Raw genomic sequence first — 16,905 nt, 5'->3', positions numbered from 1 at the left:
CCCGGTCACCACCTCTCCGCCAGCCGTGGCACTTGTACGCGAAAATCCATCTACCCTTGGAGCCTGCATGACTAAGAAGCACCCGTCCCGCACCACCGTCATTGGTATTGACATTGGCGGTACCGGCATCAAGGGCGGCATAGTCGACCTGGAAACCGGCGAGGTTGTGGGTGACCGCTTCCGGATCCCGACACCCAGCCCCTCCACCCCGCAGGCGGTGGCCAAGGTAGTCAAGGAGATCGTTGATGAGCTCTCCGGCCGCAAGCACGCCCCCAGCGAAGACGCACCCGTAGGCATCACGTTCCCGGCCATCGTTTCCCACGGCGTCTCCCGTTCAGCGGCCAATGTGGACAAGTCCTGGATCGATGCCAACGTCGATGAGATCTTCACGAACGAACTGGGCCGTGACGTTCAGGTCATGAATGACGCCGACGCAGCCGGCTTGGCCGAAGCCCGCTACGGTGCCGGCAAGGACGTCAAGGGCACAGTTTTGGTCATCACCCTCGGCACCGGCATTGGCTCCGCGTTCATCTACAACGGCAAGCTCATCCCCAACGTAGAACTGGGCCACCTGGAACTCGACGGCTTCGATGCCGAGACGAAGGCTTCAGCCAGCGCCCGCGAACGCGACGGCATCAGCTGGGACGAGTACGCAGTCCGGCTTCAGCGTTACTTCTCCCACGTGGAATTCTTGTTCTCGCCGGAGCTGTTCATTGTTGGCGGCGGAATTTCCAAGCGCAGCGAAGACTATCTGCCCCAGCTGGATCTACGCACCAAGATTATCCCGGCCGAGCTGGCCAACAACGCCGGCATTGTGGGCGGCGCCTTGCAGGCGGCCGTTCACTTCAAGCTGACCAAGTAGCCTTCAGCGAAACAGTAAAGGGTGTGTGCTCCAATCGTGATGATCGGAGCACACACCCTTTAGTGTGAAATCAGGTCCCGCTTATGCACTAGCGGCTGCTATTGCTGGGCAGCGGAGGAATCCTCGGAAAGCAGCTGATCCTCGCTGCGCAGCTGGGCAATGGACGATTCAAAGTCTTCAAGCGATTCAAAGGCTTGGTAGACACTGGCGAACCGCATATAGGCCACCAAGTCCAGCCGTCGAAGAGGCGCCAGAATAGCCAGCCCAACGTCATTGGCCTCAATCTCAGCCGCACCGCTGGCCCGAATGGACTCTTCGACTTCCTGCGCAAGCTTGGCCAGATCATCGTCAGTGACGGGACGTCCCTGACAGGCTTTACGGACACCACTGATGACCTTGCTGCGGCTGAACGGCTCCGCAACTCCGGACCGCTTGCTCACGGACAGGCTGGCGGTTTCTATGGTGCTGAATCGGCGGCCGCACTCGGTGCACTGCCGCCGTCGCCGGATGGATGAGCCGTCATCTGAAAGCCTTGAATCAACCACCCGGGAATCGGGATTACGGCAAAACGGACAATACATGCAACCCCCTTCGAATCAAGATCATCTTTAGTCTAGGTTCTAAACTAAACAAACTACAATCGCGTAATTATCGTGCGGACACGCCAGCGCTCTCGGACATGCGCCTAAGGAAACCGCACAGCTACGGCGTCTCCGTGCGCCGGCAGGCCTTCAGCACGCGACAAGGTAATGACGTGTCCGGCCACTTGCGCCAGCGCTTCCTTGTTGTAATTGATCAGCTGCACGGCGCGCAGGAACGTGGTCACGTTCAGGCCAGAGGAGAAGGCGGCTGTGCCACTGGTGGGCAGCACGTGGTTGGATCCGGCACAGTAATCGCCCAGGCTCACCGGGCTGTAGTCGCCCACGAAAATGGCCCCGGCGCTGGTGATTTGTGCGGCAACGCCGGGCGCATTCTCTGTCACCACCTCGAGGTGCTCGGCAGCGTAAGCGTTGCACACTGCCACGCCCTGGGCGATGTCATCCACCAGCACAATGCCCGACTGCACACCACTGAGTGCCGTCTCTACGCGTTCCCGGTGAGTAGTTTTAGCTACCTGCTGTGCCAATTCACGCTCGACGGCGTCCGCCAGTTCCAGCGAGGTGGTCACCAAAACTGATGCGGCGTTGGGATCGTGCTCGGCCTGGCTAATGAGGTCCGCGGCAACAAAGACCGGATTAGCCGTGTGGTCTGCCAGAACAGCAATTTCCGTGGCGCCAGCTTCGGAGTCAATACCCACAACACCCTTGACCAGGCGCTTGGCGGTGGCCACAAAAATGTTGCCCGGGCCAGTGACCACGTCAACAGGTTCAAGAGCTTCTCCCCCACCGTTTTCCGAGCTGCCGGCGGCTACCCCGTAGGCGAACGCGGCAATGGCTTGGGCGCCACCCATGGCGTAGACCTCGTCAATGCCTAGCAGAGCTGCTGCGGCTAGGACCGTCAGGTCAGGGAGTCCGCCAAATTCCTTCTGCGGCGGAGAAGCCAAAGCCACCGACCCCACGCCAGCAGCCAGGGCAGGAACAACGTTCATCACTACCGACGACGGGTATGCGGCGAGACCACCAGGTACGTAGAGCCCCACGCGACGCACGGGGATCCAGTGGGAGGAGACCACTGCTCCATCAGCCATGGGATAGTCAACATCTGCCGGCTTCTGCGCTTGGGCAAAGGCTTTGGCCCGGGTGATGGATTCTTCCAGCGCCGCACGCACGGCGGGGTCCAGCTCGGCCAGCGCTTGCGCCAGTGCCGCTGCCGGGACACGGGGATGTTCTTGACTCACGCCGTCGAACTTGAGGGCAAGACCAGCCAAGGCCGCGTGGCCGTCGCGGCGGACATCGGCAATGATGGTTTGCACGGCGGCTTCGGCGGTGGTTACGGTCGCGGAGGCGGTGCGGGGAACAGCACTTTTGAGCTCGGCCAGGGACAGGGTGTGCCCGCGGAGGTCCGTGCGGCGCAGGCGAACTGCGGATTCTGGGCTGTTGGCGGTTCCGGACACTGAAGTTTCAAGGTTGCTCACAACAGTGAAGTTTACCCGTTGCCCGGCACCCGTGTGGTCCGGGCCCCGTAGCCGCCGTTACTGGACTGCTGCTTCGCTCACCTGAGGCTGCTGCGCCGCGGTGACCTCCGGCGATGGGGCCTCCGAACGTTCTTTGGCGGGAGGCACCAAATAGTGGGCAAAGTGGACCACGAATAGCACCGCCGCGCTGGCCAGCGGCCAGAGCAGGAGCACCGCGGGTGAGCGGAGCGAGAAAATCATGCTGGGGCTGGGCAGATTATCCGGCACCGTCTGGAAGAGGTCTCCGGCGAACACACCGACGCGCCAGGCCAGCACCGAGCCGGCCAGCCCGGCAACTAGCAGGGCCAGCGTTGGGGCCGCCGATCCCCAGATGTGCGGAGTCTTGCGTCCTTGCCGCAACAACAGCACTGCCGACAAGACACCGGCCACGAGCATCAGGGCAGCCAGTGCCAGATCGCGAGGGAACCAGGTGGCGTAGTCCTTTCCATCCCCGTAAATGGCGCCGCCCGGGGCCAGCACAAACCATGCTGCACCCATGACGGCTCCCAAAGCTAAACTGACGCGCATCCAGCGCTGCCAAATGGCGGCGGGTCGGCTCGTTTTTCGCGACCTTGTGGCCGGTGTTAGCCGGGCCATGGAATCGTTCATCATTAGCCTTCCAAACAGGTGGGACCGAGCAAGACCTTTAAGTCGCCAAAGAGCGACGGCGTGGGGTTGACGCGGTGGTGCAATGGCAACTTCATGACCTTCATGGAGCGGGTTCCGGCGAGGTGCATCTTGACCTCGGTGTTGCCGCGGTGATCATTGAGCACTGACTTCAGCGCCTCGAGAATCTGTTCGTTGGCTTTATGTTCGGGCATGGAGATCACCAGCGGGCCGGACATGCCTTCGGTGAGGTCAGGGACGGTCATTTCCATGGCGTTCAAGGTGACGGCACCGTCGTCGCGCTTTTGGAGCCTTCCCTTGACCACCACAATCAAGTCCTCAGCCAACACGTTGGCAATGGGTCCGTAGGTCTGGCCGAAGAACATGACTTCAATGGAGCCGCCCAAGTCCTCGATTTCACAGCGGGCATAGGGATTACCGCTGCTCTTGGCGATGCGACGTTGCAGGTTGGTGATCATGCCGGAAATGGTGATGATGTGCCCGTCCTGGGGGCCGTCGTCGCCCAAGAGTTGGGTGATAGACATGTCCGCGTTCTGACTGAGGATGCCTTCAAGTCCACGCAGGGGATGGTCAGAAACGTAGAGGCCCAGCATGTCGCGTTCAAACGCCAGCTTGTCCTTCTTTTCCCATTCGGGCAGGTCGGGGATCTCTGTGATGAGAGCCGACTCAGGTTCCTCTTCCCCACCAATGCCGGCGAAGAGGTCAAACTGGCCAACAGCCTCGTTACGTTTGATCCCAATGACGGAGTCAACAGCTTCTTCGTGAATCATGGCCAGCGCCCGCCGGGCATGACCGAGGGAATCGAAGGCACCGGCCTTGACGAGAGATTCAATGGTGCGTTTGTTACAGACCACCGCGGGAACCTTCATCAGGAAGTCGGAGAAGCTTTCAAAGTTCCCCTTCTCCTTGCGCGAATCCACCAGTCCGTTGACCACATTGGCACCAACGTTGCGGATGGCACCCATACCGAAGCGGATATCGTGACCCACCGGAGTGAAGTTCAAGGCGGATTCGTTCACGTCCGGAGCCAGCACCGTAATGCCCATATGGCGGCATTCGTTCAGGTAGAGGGCAAGCTTGTCCTTGTCATCACCAACGCTAGTCAGCAGCGCAGCCATGTATTCGGCCGGGTAATGCGCCTTGAGGTAAGCGGTCCAGTAACTAATGACGCCGTAAGCCGCCGAGTGGGCCTTGTTGAAGGCGTAATCGGAGAACGGCAGCAAAATGCCCCACAGGGTGGTGACAGCGGCGTCGGAGTAGCCATTGTCCACCATGCCCTGATGGAAGCCGGCATACTGCTTATCCAGCTCAGACTTCTTCTTCTTACCCATGGCACGGCGCAAAATGTCGGCACGGCCCAGTGAATAGCCGGCCAACTTCTGCGCAATGGACATAACCTGCTCTTGGTACACGATCAGCCCGTAGGTACCACCCAGAATCTCGGCCAGAGGTTCCTCTAGCTCGGGGTGGATGGGGGTAATCGGCTGCAGGCCGTTCTTGCGCAAGGCATAGTTGGTGTGCGAATCGGCACCCATGGGACCTGGCCGGTACAGAGCCAAAACAGCAGAGATATCTTCAAAGTTATCCGGGCGCATGAGCTTGAGTAGCCCGCGCATGGGGCCACCATCTAGCTGGAAAACGCCCAGCGTGTCGCCACGGGCCATGAGCTCATAAGATCCGACGTCGTCGAGCTCCAGCGTCTCCAAGTCAAGGTCAACATTTTGGTTGGCTTTGATGTTTTCCAGCGCGTCAGTGATGATGGTGAGGTTTCGCAGCCCCAAAAAGTCCATCTTGATGAGGCCAAGGCCTTCACTGGTGGGGTAGTCAAACTGGGTGATGACCTGCCCGTCCTGGATGCGGCGCATGATCGGAATGACATCGATGATGGGATCCGAGCTCATGATCACACCGGCGGCGTGCACACCCCACTGGCGTTTGAGCCCTTCGAGTCCCTTGCCCAGTTCAAAGACCTTGGCGGCCTCGGGATCGGTGTTCATCAGGTTCCGGAAGTCCGCCGCTTCGCTGTAGCGCTTGGCCTCGGGGTTCTCAATGTCATTGAGCAGGATGTCCTTGGCCATGACTGCCGGAGGAAGGGCTTTGGTCAGCATTTCGCCCATGCTGAAGGGGTGGCCCAGGACGCGTGAGGCATCCTTCAACGCCTGCTTGGTCTTGATGCTGCCGTAGGTGACGATCATGGCGACGCGCTCATCGCCGTACTTTTCGGTCACATACTTAATGACCTCGTGGCGGCGACGATCATCGAAGTCAACGTCAAAGTCAGGCATGGAGACGCGCTCAGGGTTCAGGAAGCGCTCAAAGATCAGCCCGTGATGGATGGGATCCAGATCGGTGATGCGCATGGCGTAGGCCACCATGGAACCGGCACCGGAACCTCGGCCGGGACCAACGCGGATGCCGTGGTCCTTGGACCAGTTAATGAAGTCAGCAACCACCAGGAAGTAGCCGGGGAAGCCCATCTTGATGATGACGCCCAGCTCATAATCGGCCCGCTCACGTACATCGTCCGGGATGCCCTTGGGGTAGCGGTACTTCAGCCCGGCGTCGACCTCTTTAACAAGCCACGACGTTTCATCGTCACCCGGCGGGCAGGGGAACCGCGGCATGTAGTTGGCGTTGGTGTTGAAGGAAACTTCGCACCGCTCGGCGATCAGCAGCGTGTTATCGCAGGCCTCAGGGAGTTCAGAGAATAGCGCCCGCATTTCCGCAGGAGATTTCAGGTAGTAGCCGCTGCCGTTAAAGGCGAAGCGCTTGCCACCCTGGTCATAGGTGGGTTCGGTGAGTGTGGAGGCCGATTGCAACGCCAGCAGAGCCTCGTGAGCCTTGGCGTCGTGTTCGTGGGTGTAATGCAGATCATTCGTGGCAACCAGTGGAATCGCCAGTTCTTTGGCGAGGCGGAGAAGATCCTTGGTTACCCGGCGCTCAATGTCCAGACCGTGGTCCATGAGCTCACAGAAGTAGTTTTCTTTGCCGAAGATGTCCTGGAACTCGGCCGCGGCAGCCTTCGCCTCGTTGTACTGGCCCAAACGCAAACGGGTTTGGACCTCGCCGGAGGGGCAGCCGGTGGTGGCAATAAGTCCCGGGTGGTATTCGTTGAGCAGCTCCCGGTCCAGGCGCGGGTACTTGCCCATGGGCGAATCCAAGGACCCAATCGAGGAGGCGCGGAACAAGTTGCGCATGCCCTGGTTGTTGTAGCTGAGCAGAGTCATGTGCGTGTAGAAGCCACCGCCGGAGACATCGTCCTTCTTCTGCGCCTCTTCCGTACGCCACTTCACCCTGGTCTTGTCGGTGCGAGCCGTACCCGGGGTGACGTAAGCTTCCACGCCAATGATGGGCTTGATGCCGGCGTCGGTGGCCTTTTTCCAGAAGTCGAAGGCGCCAAACAAGTAACCGTGATCAGTGGTGGCCAGAGCGGGCATTTGGAGCCGCTTGGCCTCATCAAAGAGTTCGGTCAGGCGCGCCGCACCGTCCAGCATGGAATATTCGGTGTGCGTATGAAGATGAACAAAACTGTCAGTCGATGAGCTAGCCACCGAACCATTCTAGTGCTGATTCTCCACCCCTCTCTCCCAACGCCGCACCACTTTACGGCGTCATCGAGCTAACGCCGCACCACTTTACGGCGTCAGAGGGCCAACGCCGCACCACTTCCCGGCGGCATTAGCGAACCCCGCACCACGGAGGTGGTGCGGGGTTCGGGAAAAACCGCCTGGAAGTGATGCGGGGTTCCGGAAAAACCGCCGTAAGGTGGTGCGGCGTTCGAGAAAAACCGCCGGGAAGTGATGCGGGGTTGCTAGTGTTCGCCGCGAAGGTGATCCAGGGCGTACTCCAGGTCTTGCGGGTACGGGCTGGTGACGCTGACCCACTCCCCCGTGGCCGGGTGCGTGAATCCGAGCTTGTGGGCGTGCAGCCATTGGCGGGTCAGCCCCAGCTCGGCAGCCAAAGAGGGGTCTGCACCATACGTCAGGTCGCCGGCGCAGGGGTGTCGCAGCGCAGAAAAGTGTACGCGGATTTGATGAGTGCGGCCCGTCTCCAGGTGCACCTCCACCAGTGTTGCCTTGCCAAACGCCTCCAGCACCTCGTAGTGGGTTATGGAGGGACGTCCATCCTCAATGACGGCGAAGCGCCAGTCATGACCCGGGTGCCGACCGATAGGGGCATCAATGGTGCCCTGAAGCGGATCGGGCAAGCCCTGAACCACTGCGTGGTAAATCTTCTCCACGGTCCGCTCGCGGAAGGCCTGCTTGAGCACTGTGTAGGCATGCTCGGTCTTGGCCACCACCATGGCGCCGGAGGTACCCACGTCCAGACGGTGCACAATGCCCACCCGTTCCTGCGCACCTGAGGTGGAGATGCGGAAGCCGGCCGCAGCCAGCCCGCCCACTACTGTGGGACCAACCCAGCCCGGCGAGGGGTGTGCTGCCACGCCCACGGGCTTGTCAACCACCACGAAGTGCTCGTCATCGAGCAAGATATTCAACCCGTCCACGGGCTCCACCACAACCTCGAGAGGATCCTTACGCTCAGGAATGGTGACCTGAATGCTGGCACCCAGGACGAACTTGTCGCTTTTACCCAAGGCAGCACCGTTTTGCAGGACATTACCCTCGGTGCACAACAGTGCCGCAGCGGACCGGGAGATGCCCAGCAGCGCTGCCAGTCCGGCGTCGGCCCGGCTTCCGGAAACGTCCTCCGGAATCAAGAATGTCTCAGTCATTGCGTTCCTCATTATCTGAATTCTGTGCGTCTGGAGTCTTGGCTTCCGTGGCCGCGTTGTCGTTCGCCTTGCCGGACGTGCTCGCTGCTGCCTTGGAGCCGTCCATGCCGATTCCCAACAGGGTCAGGAGGCAGATCACAATGACCCCGCCCACGACGGCCATATCTGCCATGTTGAAGATGGCGAAGTTGGGGAAGGAAATGAAATCAACCACGTGCCCCATGGCGAACGACGGCGGACGCAACAGCCGGTCTGTCAGGTTACCGAGGGCGCCACCCAAGACCAGGCCTAAGCCAATAGCCCACCAGATGGAGGCAATCCTGCGCGAGAAAATCACGATCCCGACGGAAACGCACGCCATGATGATGGTGAAAACCCACGTGAAGTTCTCACCAATGGAGAAGGCAGCACCGGAATTGAGAATGTGGTACCACTGCAACACCCCTGGAATGACGGGGATCTTCTCACCAATTTCCATGGTGGAGCTCACCCACCATTTGGTCAGCTGGTCGCATAGGTAGGCAAAGGCGCCAACGCCAAGCCAGATCCACCAATAGTGGCGGCGGCGGGACTTGGCAGCGGGTGCCGTAGCCGGCAAAAAGTTCTCGCTCATGACACTTTCGGTTGTTTGAGTGATTCGGGCAAAAGGTACTTCTCAATCATAGGCGGCTATATCGGCAGCCCCATGACGAGGCTGTTGTGCGTTGTCCGCTTTCGAAAACTGGTTTAACAAACTAAAGCCGGTGGAACAAGTTTCCTTGCACCACCGGCTTTGAGTTATTCAGGCTAGGACTCCAGGCTGCTCTCGGTAAAGTCCGGGGCAGCCACTGAGCCGCGTGCGTCCAAGTCGCGCAGCTGGCCTTCGATGTAGCTCTTCAGGCGTGAGCGGTAATCGCGCTCGAAGCCGCGAAGCTGCTCAACCTTACGTTCAAGCACTGAACGCTGCTGCTCCAGGGCGCCAAGCGTCTTACGGCTCTTCTCCTGGGCATCGTTGACGAGCGTGCTGGCTTCGATCTGTGCCTCAGCAATGATCTTGTCGCGCTGCTCAACACCGGCGTTGACGTATTCGTCATGCAAGCGCTCGGCCAAGGCGATAACGCCGCTGGCTGACTGTGCGGAGGAAAGCGGAGCTGCCGGAGCAGGCGCTGCCTCTACCTTTTCTTCAACAACGGGCTCAGGAGCCTTGACAGGCTCCTTGACCTCAGGCTTAACGACAACGGGCTCGGCCTTTGCGGGCTCGGGTTCCTTGGCCAGCAGCGGGGCTACGGGAGCCGGAGCTGCTGCGGTGTTGGAACCACCGTCTGCGAGCTGCTTGCGCAGCTCGTCGTTTTCCTGGTGGAGTCTGCGAAGCTCGACGACGATCTCGTCAAGAAAATCGTCGACTTCGTCCTGGTCATAGCCTTCACGAAACTTTGTCGGCTGGAACCGCTTGTTGACAACGTCTTCTGGCGTAAGCGCCATCTAGTCACCTCATTGGTCTTATGTGAGTCAGAAACCGGCCGAAACCTGCCCGGACTACGGTACCGAATACAAATCGGGAGATCTGAACTTGGGTCTTTCGCTTTTACAATATAACTTTTCGTCGACGAAAACTAACGACGCGACACTAACCAGCAAAACTTCTTGTGATACTCATCCCAATGCCGACTGCAACAAGCAATAAAAGGAAGCCAATATCCAGTGCAACGGCCCCAATTTTAAGTGGCGGAATCATGGCCCGTAACTTGCGCAAAGGCGGATCGGTCAGCCGGTAAACCACGGAGGCGCCTACTAAAGCCGCACCCTTGGGGCGCCAGTCGCGAGCAAACACCTGAATCCAGTCAAAGACCATGCGTAGCAGCAGCGTCAAGAAGTAGAGCAGCAGGAGCAGGTACAGGAGAGCAAAGACAATTGTCACGCGTGTGCACACAATCACTAGGTGGCGGGAAAAGAACCGGCAGGAAAGGACGAGCCTTGCAACCAGAGTAAAGCAATGAGCGCGGGATTGCCCCGGACTCACCGGAACTTGCGTCCATCAGCTTAACGAACTGCCCGGACACAAAGTGCCCGGGCAGTTGGTTGAAATCTTTTTATTGCGTTGTGCGACTAGCTTTGGTTGAAGAAGGTGGCCTGCGTGTCGGAGATTTTCTTGTCATCGCCCAAAACTTCGATGTAGGACGGCGAGAGCAAGAACACCTTGTTGGTGACCCGCTCGATGGAGCCCCGAAGACCGAAGACCAGACCAGCGGAGAAATCCACCAGGCGCTTGGCGTCGGCTTCACCCATGTCGGTGACGTTCATGATGACAGGAATGCCATCCCGAAAGCTCTCCCCAATGATTTTGGCATCATTGTAGGAACGAGGATGGACTGTGGTGATCTGGCGCAAACTTTCAGCCTCTTCCCGGGTAGATGCAGCACGCTTGATGGGGGTTACCGGAGCGCGGTATTCGTCATCGCCGGCTTTGGGTGTGGCCGGTTCCACTGCAGCGGCCGGAGCCGGAGCAACGTCGCGTTCAAACACGTCTGCGTGGGTGTCCTCTTTGGGCAACGTCGGCGCGTACTCCGCGTCGTAGTGCTCGTCACCGTCGGCGAGCCCAAGAAAGATCATTGTCTTGCGCATAGCGCCAGCCATGGTTGCTCCTCATTAGTGTGCAAAGCTAAAAAACTCTGTGTTCAAAACGCTACAGCACCACGGGACGGGGTCCGAGGATATCGGAACCGACACGCAGGTGTGTCGCCCCGACCGCCATGGCCGCCTCCAAATCGTGGCTCATCCCAGCTGAAATACCCCTAGCGTTTGGGTGTTCCGCTACCAACCTCGCCGAGATGGCAGCCAGCAGTTCGAAGGCTGGCGCCGGCGCCTGACCCAGAGGAGCCACCGCCATGACCCCTGCGAGCCTTAGATGGGGCGATCCGGCGATCTGTTCTGCCAGTTTTAGGACGTCCGACGGCGCTGCCCCTCCCCTGCCGAGCGAGGGAGCGTCGGAGCCGGCTCCGTTGCCCAGATCCGCATAGGCCTCAGAGAGATCCACTTGAATGAAGCACTCCAGCGGATCCCGGACACTGAAATCTCGTTCCCTCGCCATCGCATTGGCCAGGGCAGTAATAAGCGAATCTCTGTCTATGGACTGCACGGAGTGGGCGTATGCCGCCACCGACTTGGCTTTGTTTTTCTGCAACTGGCCAATGAAGTGCCAGCGTAGTGGCGCTGCACCCGCGGCTGCCACTTCCAAGGACTTGGCAGCAGCTTCCTGGTCGCGGTTTTCGCCGACGTCAGCCACACCAAGGCTGCGCAGGCGCAGCACATCGGCGCCAGGATGGAACTTGGTCACGACGATGAGCGTGGGTCCGCCGGTCTCGGATGCAGCAGCACCGGACGGGGCAACGAGTGCCTGGGCGGCTATGATGCGCGCCTTGACCACGGCTAGGCGTTCGGCAAGTTGGAGTGTGCGGGGGTCCTGAGAGTTCATGGAAATATTTGCTTTCACTGCGCAATTGCGGGGAAATAGCTGACTGCGGACGTGCCCAACAGCCACGGAATCGTGGGCGGGAGCCTACTAACGGGACGAGACGGCAAAGCCAATAAAACGCCCTTCAGGCGAACCGTCGCTCATGGAACGGCGATGCGAATAGAACTCGGGGTTTTCCAGTGTGCACTCACCGCTGGCATGGGCACTGACGTTGTTGGCCCCCAATTGCGCCAGAACGGCAGCCGGCAAATCCAACGCTGGCGTGCCCCACGAGGTGGTGGCAAAGGATGCAGGCACCTTCCGGGCCACGGAGGCCCGCATGGTCTCGGGAACTTCGTAGCACTGACAGCAAACGCTCGGGCCTAGCCACCCCTCAATGGATGCGGCCCCGGCTGCATGCATGCTCGCCACAACGGCTCCCACCACATCGGCCTCAACCCCGGGACGCCCGGCATGGGCAACAGCTAAGATGACGCCGCCGTCCGCGGTATCACCCACAAGCACCACGGGGACACAATCGGCAACCATTACGGCAAGAGCAGCTCCTGTGGAGACCATGGCGTCAGCCGTTGGCGCTGCCCGGGGCACTTGCGTTACCTCGCCAGTACTTGCACTCTCTGAAATCGTGGCCACCACGTTTCCGTGGACCTGATTCATAAAGGCAAGAGACACCGGAGAGCCAGCCGTCTGGGACAGCGCGGCATTCAGCGCAACACGCCGCAGGACGACTGCGTGCTCGTCATCGCCAACGTGAAAGGCCAGGTTGCCAGTTTCCGTGCCGGTGAAACCGACCCAAATTCCTGGCCGCACCTGCTGAGCGGAAAACATAGAAGACAACCTGACCATTCATGAACGTTCGGCGCGCCGGCTGCGGTAGGCGCCGGCACGTACTGCTTACTTGAGGAAGTCGGGGACGTCCAGGTCATCGGAACGGTGTCCGGTGAGGTCTGGCTCCACGATAGCTGGCAGTTCTACATCAAAGCCACCGTCAGCAGGAACGTGAGATGCCGACTGCTGGCCCCACTGGTTCAGGTTGGTCACTGATGCGCTGCTGGGCACGGCGGCAGGGGCCGGCGGAACAACAGCGGCAGCAGGCTCTGCAGCTACGGGGGCAGCATCAGGGGCATCGAAGCCTGCGGCGATGACAGTGACACGGACCTCGTCACCCAGGGCGTCGTCAATGACGGCACCGAAGATGATGTTGGCCTCGGGGTGAGCCACTTCCTGAACGAGGCGGGCTGCCTCGTTGATTTCGAACAGCCCAAGATCGGAGCCACCCTGGACAGACAGCAGCACGCCGTGCGCACCATCAATGGAGGCTTCCAGCAGCGGGGAGGCAATGGCCAGTTCCGCAGCCTTGACGGCGCGGTCCTCGCCACGGGCCGAACCGATGCCCATCAGAGCCGAGCCGGCGCCCTGCATAACCGACTTTACGTCGGCAAAGTCAAGGTTGATCAGGCCGGGGGTGGTGATGAGGTCGGTGATGCCCTGGACGCCGGACAGCAGCACCTGATCGGCGGAACGGAAAGCATCCATGACGGAGACGTTGCGGTCGCTGATGGACAGCAAGCGATCGTTCGGGATGACGATCAGGGTGTCAACTTCGCCGCGCAACTCTTCGATGCCGTTATCGGCGCTGGAAGCGCGACGGCGGCCTTCGAAGGTAAACGGGCGCGTGACCACACCAATGGTCAGGGCGCCGAGGGAACGGGCGATCCGGGCCACCACGGGAGCGCCACCGGTTCCGGTTCCGCCGCCTTCGCCCGCTGTTACGAACACCATGTCAGCGCCACGCAGGACTTCTTCAATCTCTTCCTGGTGGTCCTCTGCTGCCTGCCGACCAACCTCCGGGTTGGCGCCGGCACCGAGGCCACGCGTTAGTTCGCGTCCAACATCAAGCTTGACGTCGGCGTCACTCATCAACAGCGCCTGAGCGTCTGTGTTGATGGCGATGAACTCAACGCCGCGCAGACCCACGTCAATCATGCGGTTCACTGCATTTACGCCGCCACCGCCGATGCCGACGACTTTGATGACTGCCAAGTAATTCTGGGGTGCTGCCACGTTACGTGTCCCTTGTTCGTATGTTGCTGGAAGATCAAAAAGCGTACCTTGCCACCTGAAATCAATGCGCTTGCAAGCTGCCAGCATCAATCCTGGGAGCAACCTTGAAGCAATGCCTGAAGCCTTGGTAGCTTAACCTTCAAGTTGAAGGTTATAGTTATGTCAACTAACTCTTGTCTGTGACGTTATTGCGCATCTGCGCCGCATGCAATTACCGCCACCGCGTGTCGCCCGAATCCGCGTAAAAAAGGTCCAAAACGACTCTTTTGTGTCCTCTTACGCACCCTCCGGCCAACTGTGGCCGCCGACACCAAAGTATCATCTGGTGACCGGATGGCGTGGCGCACTGACGTCAAACACCTTTGCTGGCACCGGAGCGGGCTTCCCCGCCGGGACTGTGGGTAGCGGGGCATTGAGCAGTGCTTCCAGTACCTGAGCCTTCAGTTCCATGTCGCTGGCGTTGCCCCAAATGACGCTCCGCCCGTCGGTGAGTTTGAGTTCCACGGTATCTCTGGACTTAGCACTCGCGTTGGCCAGCTGGCTGAGAATCGACTTGGGCAGGGTTGCTAAAACGCCGGTCATAGCTTGGAAGGTGTCCTTTCCAATAGCCGCCTTGCCCCCATCGATCAGTGGCAAGCCGGCCTTGGCCGGTTCCTTGGTGGTGCCCAGCTCAACCCCGTCCTGATCCACCAATGAATACGCCGAACCATTCTTCAAGAGCGCAACCGGCACTCGTTCCACCACGTGGACTACCAAGGTGGAGGGCGGCCTGGCTTCAATTCTTGAGCTCTTCACCTGCACCACCGGCCTCAGGAGCGAGGAAACATCCGCCCCCGTCACTTGCGGGAGCGGGCGTGACATGACGGGAGCCAAGGCCTCCTGCAGGGTGTCCTCGCTTACTAACTTGTTGCCTTCAAACTCAATGGTCTGTACTGACAACGCCGGGGAATATAGGGCAATACCCATCACCAGGATCAGGACCGCCACAATAGCTGCGACAGAGATCAAAATCGTACGTCGGCGACGCTTGTAACTCGGCAGCGGAAACGCCAGTACCTTTGCTACGGCGCTACCGTCCCCGGGTGCACCAGGCTCACCCTCAACCGAGCTTCCGCGGCCAGCACTCCCCCGCAGTGAGCTCTCAGCCTTAGCTTTAGCCGTGGCTGTTGATTCTTCTTCGACAATTCTTTTGCCCGGCGCTACCGTCCTCGGAACGGCTTTTACTGGCAGGGACGACTTTGGCGCGAGCTTCCCTGGCACGTGCGTCGTTGGGGCTGACTTTGGCTGTGCTGGCTTAGTCTGTGCCGACTTTGTCTGTGCAGCTTGAGCTGGCCCCGGAGCAGTTTTCTTGCCGGTACTTGTTGGACGAGTCATTGCCGCCGGACGCGGCACCCGGGGCGTTGGCTTCGCGTCGTCGAGAGGCACCGGGAGCATGGCCACCTTTTCGCTGGTGCCTCGCACTGTGCCGAAAGCCGCCGCAGAGCCGGGGGCCTGCGTTGCCGGCACCTCGGCAGCTGAGCCCACCGCTGGGACCACAGGCAGCGCGCCCGTGGCTGGCTTGCGGGTGCGGATGACTCGCGGTTTGCGCGGTTCAGCCATTGCCGCCGCCTGCGGCAAGGGTTGCCACAAGGATGGGGCCGAATTCTGTCACGTCACCGGCACCGACTGTCAAGATAATGTCTCCGGCAACCGCACCCTGACACAACCTGGCCACAGCCGCCAATGGATCCGGAGCATATCCGAACGGCTTGGTCAATGACCTCGTGATGAGTTCGCTGCTCACTCCTGCCACGGGATCTTCGCGGGCAGCATAAATATCCAGGACAGCCACGGTATCGGCCAGGTCCAATGCTTGGGCAAATTCGGTGGCGAACTCGGCAGTCCGTGAGAACAGGTGCGGCTGGAACAGCACGTGCACCTTGTGGGCACCTGCCACGGTCCGGGCGGCCAGCAGTGCGGCAGTCACTTCCGTGGGGTGGTGTGCGTAATCGTCGTACACGGCCACGCCGCGAGCAACACCTTTCGCTTCGAAGCGCCGCGCGGCCCCGGAGAACGTGCCAAGAGCGGTGAGGGCAAGGCCGGTGTCCACTCCGAGCGCCAGTGCAACGGCCACGGCTGCGGCCGCGTTGCTGAGGTTGTGGTTACCCGGAACCTGCAGCCGCAACGCCAAGGTGCCCGGTTCGACGTCGTGCATGGAAGCCGTTGCTTGGGAGCCCTGCAGCACAATGCTCGCGGTGGTGAGCAGCCCGTCATGACTGCCCGGAAGCAGTCGAACATCTGCATCCTGTGCAAAACCATAGGTGATGGTGTTGATCCCGGATGCTGCGGCCCGGGCAGCTAGATCAGCCGATCCGGCGTCGTCAGCACACGCAACCAAGGTGCCATCACGAGGAATGAGCGTCACGAACTGGCCAAAGGCGGCAAAGACCGCCTCGGGTGTGCCGTAATAATCCAGGTGATCGGCCTCGAGGTTGGTGACCACGGCAATCTTGGGCCGGTAGTTCAAGAAGGAAGCGTCCGACTCGTCGGCTTCAGCAACAAATACCCCGGCCGCGCCGTGAGCTGCATTGACACCCAAACCCTGAACGGTGCCACCTACGGCGAAGGAGGCATCGACCCCGGCACCACGCAGCATGACGGTGATCATGGAGGTAGTGGTGGTCTTGCCGTGCGTGCCGGCGACGGCCACCACAGTGTCATCGGCCATGGCCGCGGCAAGTGCTTCAGACCGGTGCAGCACGCGCAGCCCGGCCGCCCGGGCAGCAAGCAACTCAGGGTTGTCTTCGCGGATGGCGGTGGAAACCACCACGGTGTCCACGGCGGCCACGTTGGCGGCAGCCTGGCCCACATACACGGTGGCGCCGAGGGTGGCTAGTTGAGACAGCCCGGCGGAGTCTTTGGCATCGGATCCGCTGACAGCCAGACCCTGACCCACCATGATGCGGGCAATGGCCGACATCCCGGCGCCGCCCATGCCAATGAAATGGACACGTCCCAGTTCGGCAAGTGTGGGTGGTGTGTACATCGTGGCGCTCCCCGTCTCAGTCATGTCC

At 60.4% G+C, this 16,905-nt stretch carries 15 protein-coding genes; 1 reads left to right on the top strand and 14 read right to left on the bottom strand.

The genetic code is table 11. From position 1 onward, the window contains the following. The first annotated feature begins 67 nt into the window (after positions 1-67). Positions 68-862 carry a polyphosphate--glucose phosphotransferase gene (gene ppgK, locus CXQ93_RS16725; RefSeq protein ID WP_104111559.1) on the top strand — a complete coding sequence of 265 codons (795 nt, stop codon included), beginning with the start codon at positions 68-70 and terminating at the stop codon, positions 860-862. Between the two features lie 98 nt (positions 863-960). Here ppgK and nrdR read toward each other — a convergent pair whose 3' ends face one another. The 14 genes from nrdR to murC form a co-directional block, all read right to left on the bottom strand. Further along, a complete protein-coding gene (nrdR, locus tag CXQ93_RS16720) occupies positions 961-1,443 on the bottom strand; it encodes a transcriptional regulator NrdR (RefSeq protein ID WP_104111558.1) in 483 nt (160 codons plus the stop codon). A gap of 104 nt (positions 1,444-1,547) precedes the next feature. Next, positions 1,548-2,915 (bottom strand): histidinol dehydrogenase, encoded by a 1,368-nt coding sequence (hisD, locus tag CXQ93_RS16715; protein WP_104111557.1) that lies wholly within the window; start codon positions 2,913-2,915, stop codon positions 1,548-1,550. 78 nt (positions 2,916-2,993) lie between these two features. Continuing rightward, positions 2,994-3,587, bottom strand: a complete 594-nt coding sequence (locus CXQ93_RS16710; protein WP_104111556.1) for a hypothetical protein — start codon at positions 3,585-3,587, stop codon at positions 2,994-2,996. Next, complete coding sequence (gene dnaE / locus CXQ93_RS16705) at positions 3,587-7,153, bottom strand: DNA polymerase III subunit alpha (protein WP_104111555.1); 3,567 nt, start codon at positions 7,151-7,153, stop codon at positions 3,587-3,589. Before dnaE ends, CXQ93_RS16710 begins: the two co-directional genes overlap by 1 nt. Positions 7,154-7,413: 260 nt before the next feature. Beyond that, entirely contained in the window at positions 7,414-8,337 is a 924-nt protein-coding gene (locus CXQ93_RS16700; protein WP_104111554.1) for an RluA family pseudouridine synthase, read from the bottom strand. Continuing rightward, positions 8,330-8,950, bottom strand: a complete 621-nt coding sequence (lspA, locus tag CXQ93_RS16695) for a signal peptidase II (protein WP_104111553.1) — start codon at positions 8,948-8,950, stop codon at positions 8,330-8,332. Before lspA ends, CXQ93_RS16700 begins: the two co-directional genes overlap by 8 nt. A 173-nt stretch (positions 8,951-9,123) precedes the next feature. After that, entirely contained in the window at positions 9,124-9,798 is a 675-nt protein-coding gene (locus CXQ93_RS16690) for a DivIVA domain-containing protein (protein ID WP_104111552.1), read from the bottom strand. Between the two features lie 145 nt (positions 9,799-9,943). Next, a complete protein-coding gene (locus tag CXQ93_RS16685; RefSeq protein WP_062293714.1) occupies positions 9,944-10,234 on the bottom strand; it encodes a YggT family protein in 291 nt (96 codons plus the stop codon). A gap of 188 nt (positions 10,235-10,422) precedes the next feature. After that, on the bottom strand, positions 10,423-10,950 hold the full coding sequence (locus CXQ93_RS16680) for a cell division protein SepF (RefSeq protein ID WP_104111551.1): 528 nt from the start codon (positions 10,948-10,950) through the stop codon (positions 10,423-10,425). A gap of 49 nt (positions 10,951-10,999) precedes the next feature. After that, positions 11,000-11,788, bottom strand: a complete 789-nt coding sequence (locus CXQ93_RS16675) for a YggS family pyridoxal phosphate enzyme (protein WP_104111550.1) — start codon at positions 11,786-11,788, stop codon at positions 11,000-11,002. Between the two features lie 87 nt (positions 11,789-11,875). Then, positions 11,876-12,616: a polyphenol oxidase family protein gene (locus tag CXQ93_RS16670; RefSeq protein WP_104111549.1), complete on the bottom strand. Its 741-nt coding sequence runs from the start codon at positions 12,614-12,616 to the stop codon at positions 11,876-11,878. Between the two features lie 66 nt (positions 12,617-12,682). Beyond that, positions 12,683-13,852, bottom strand: a complete 1,170-nt coding sequence (gene ftsZ / locus CXQ93_RS16665; protein ID WP_104111581.1) for a cell division protein FtsZ — start codon at positions 13,850-13,852, stop codon at positions 12,683-12,685. Positions 13,853-14,170: 318 nt separating this feature from the next. Next, positions 14,171-15,451, bottom strand: a complete 1,281-nt coding sequence (locus tag CXQ93_RS16660) for a cell division protein FtsQ/DivIB (protein ID WP_104111548.1) — start codon at positions 15,449-15,451, stop codon at positions 14,171-14,173. After that, complete coding sequence (murC, locus tag CXQ93_RS16655; RefSeq protein WP_258069081.1) at positions 15,444-16,901, bottom strand: UDP-N-acetylmuramate--L-alanine ligase; 1,458 nt, start codon at positions 16,899-16,901, stop codon at positions 15,444-15,446. Before murC ends, CXQ93_RS16660 begins: the two co-directional genes overlap by 8 nt. Between the last annotated feature and the right edge of the window lie 4 nt (positions 16,902-16,905).

It is taken from the genome of Arthrobacter sp. N199823, assembly GCF_002929705.1.
Taxonomy (GTDB): domain Bacteria; phylum Actinomycetota; class Actinomycetes; order Actinomycetales; family Micrococcaceae; genus Specibacter.
Note: the sequence above shows the minus strand (reverse complement) of the source record. Positions and strands in the feature narration are given on the sequence as shown.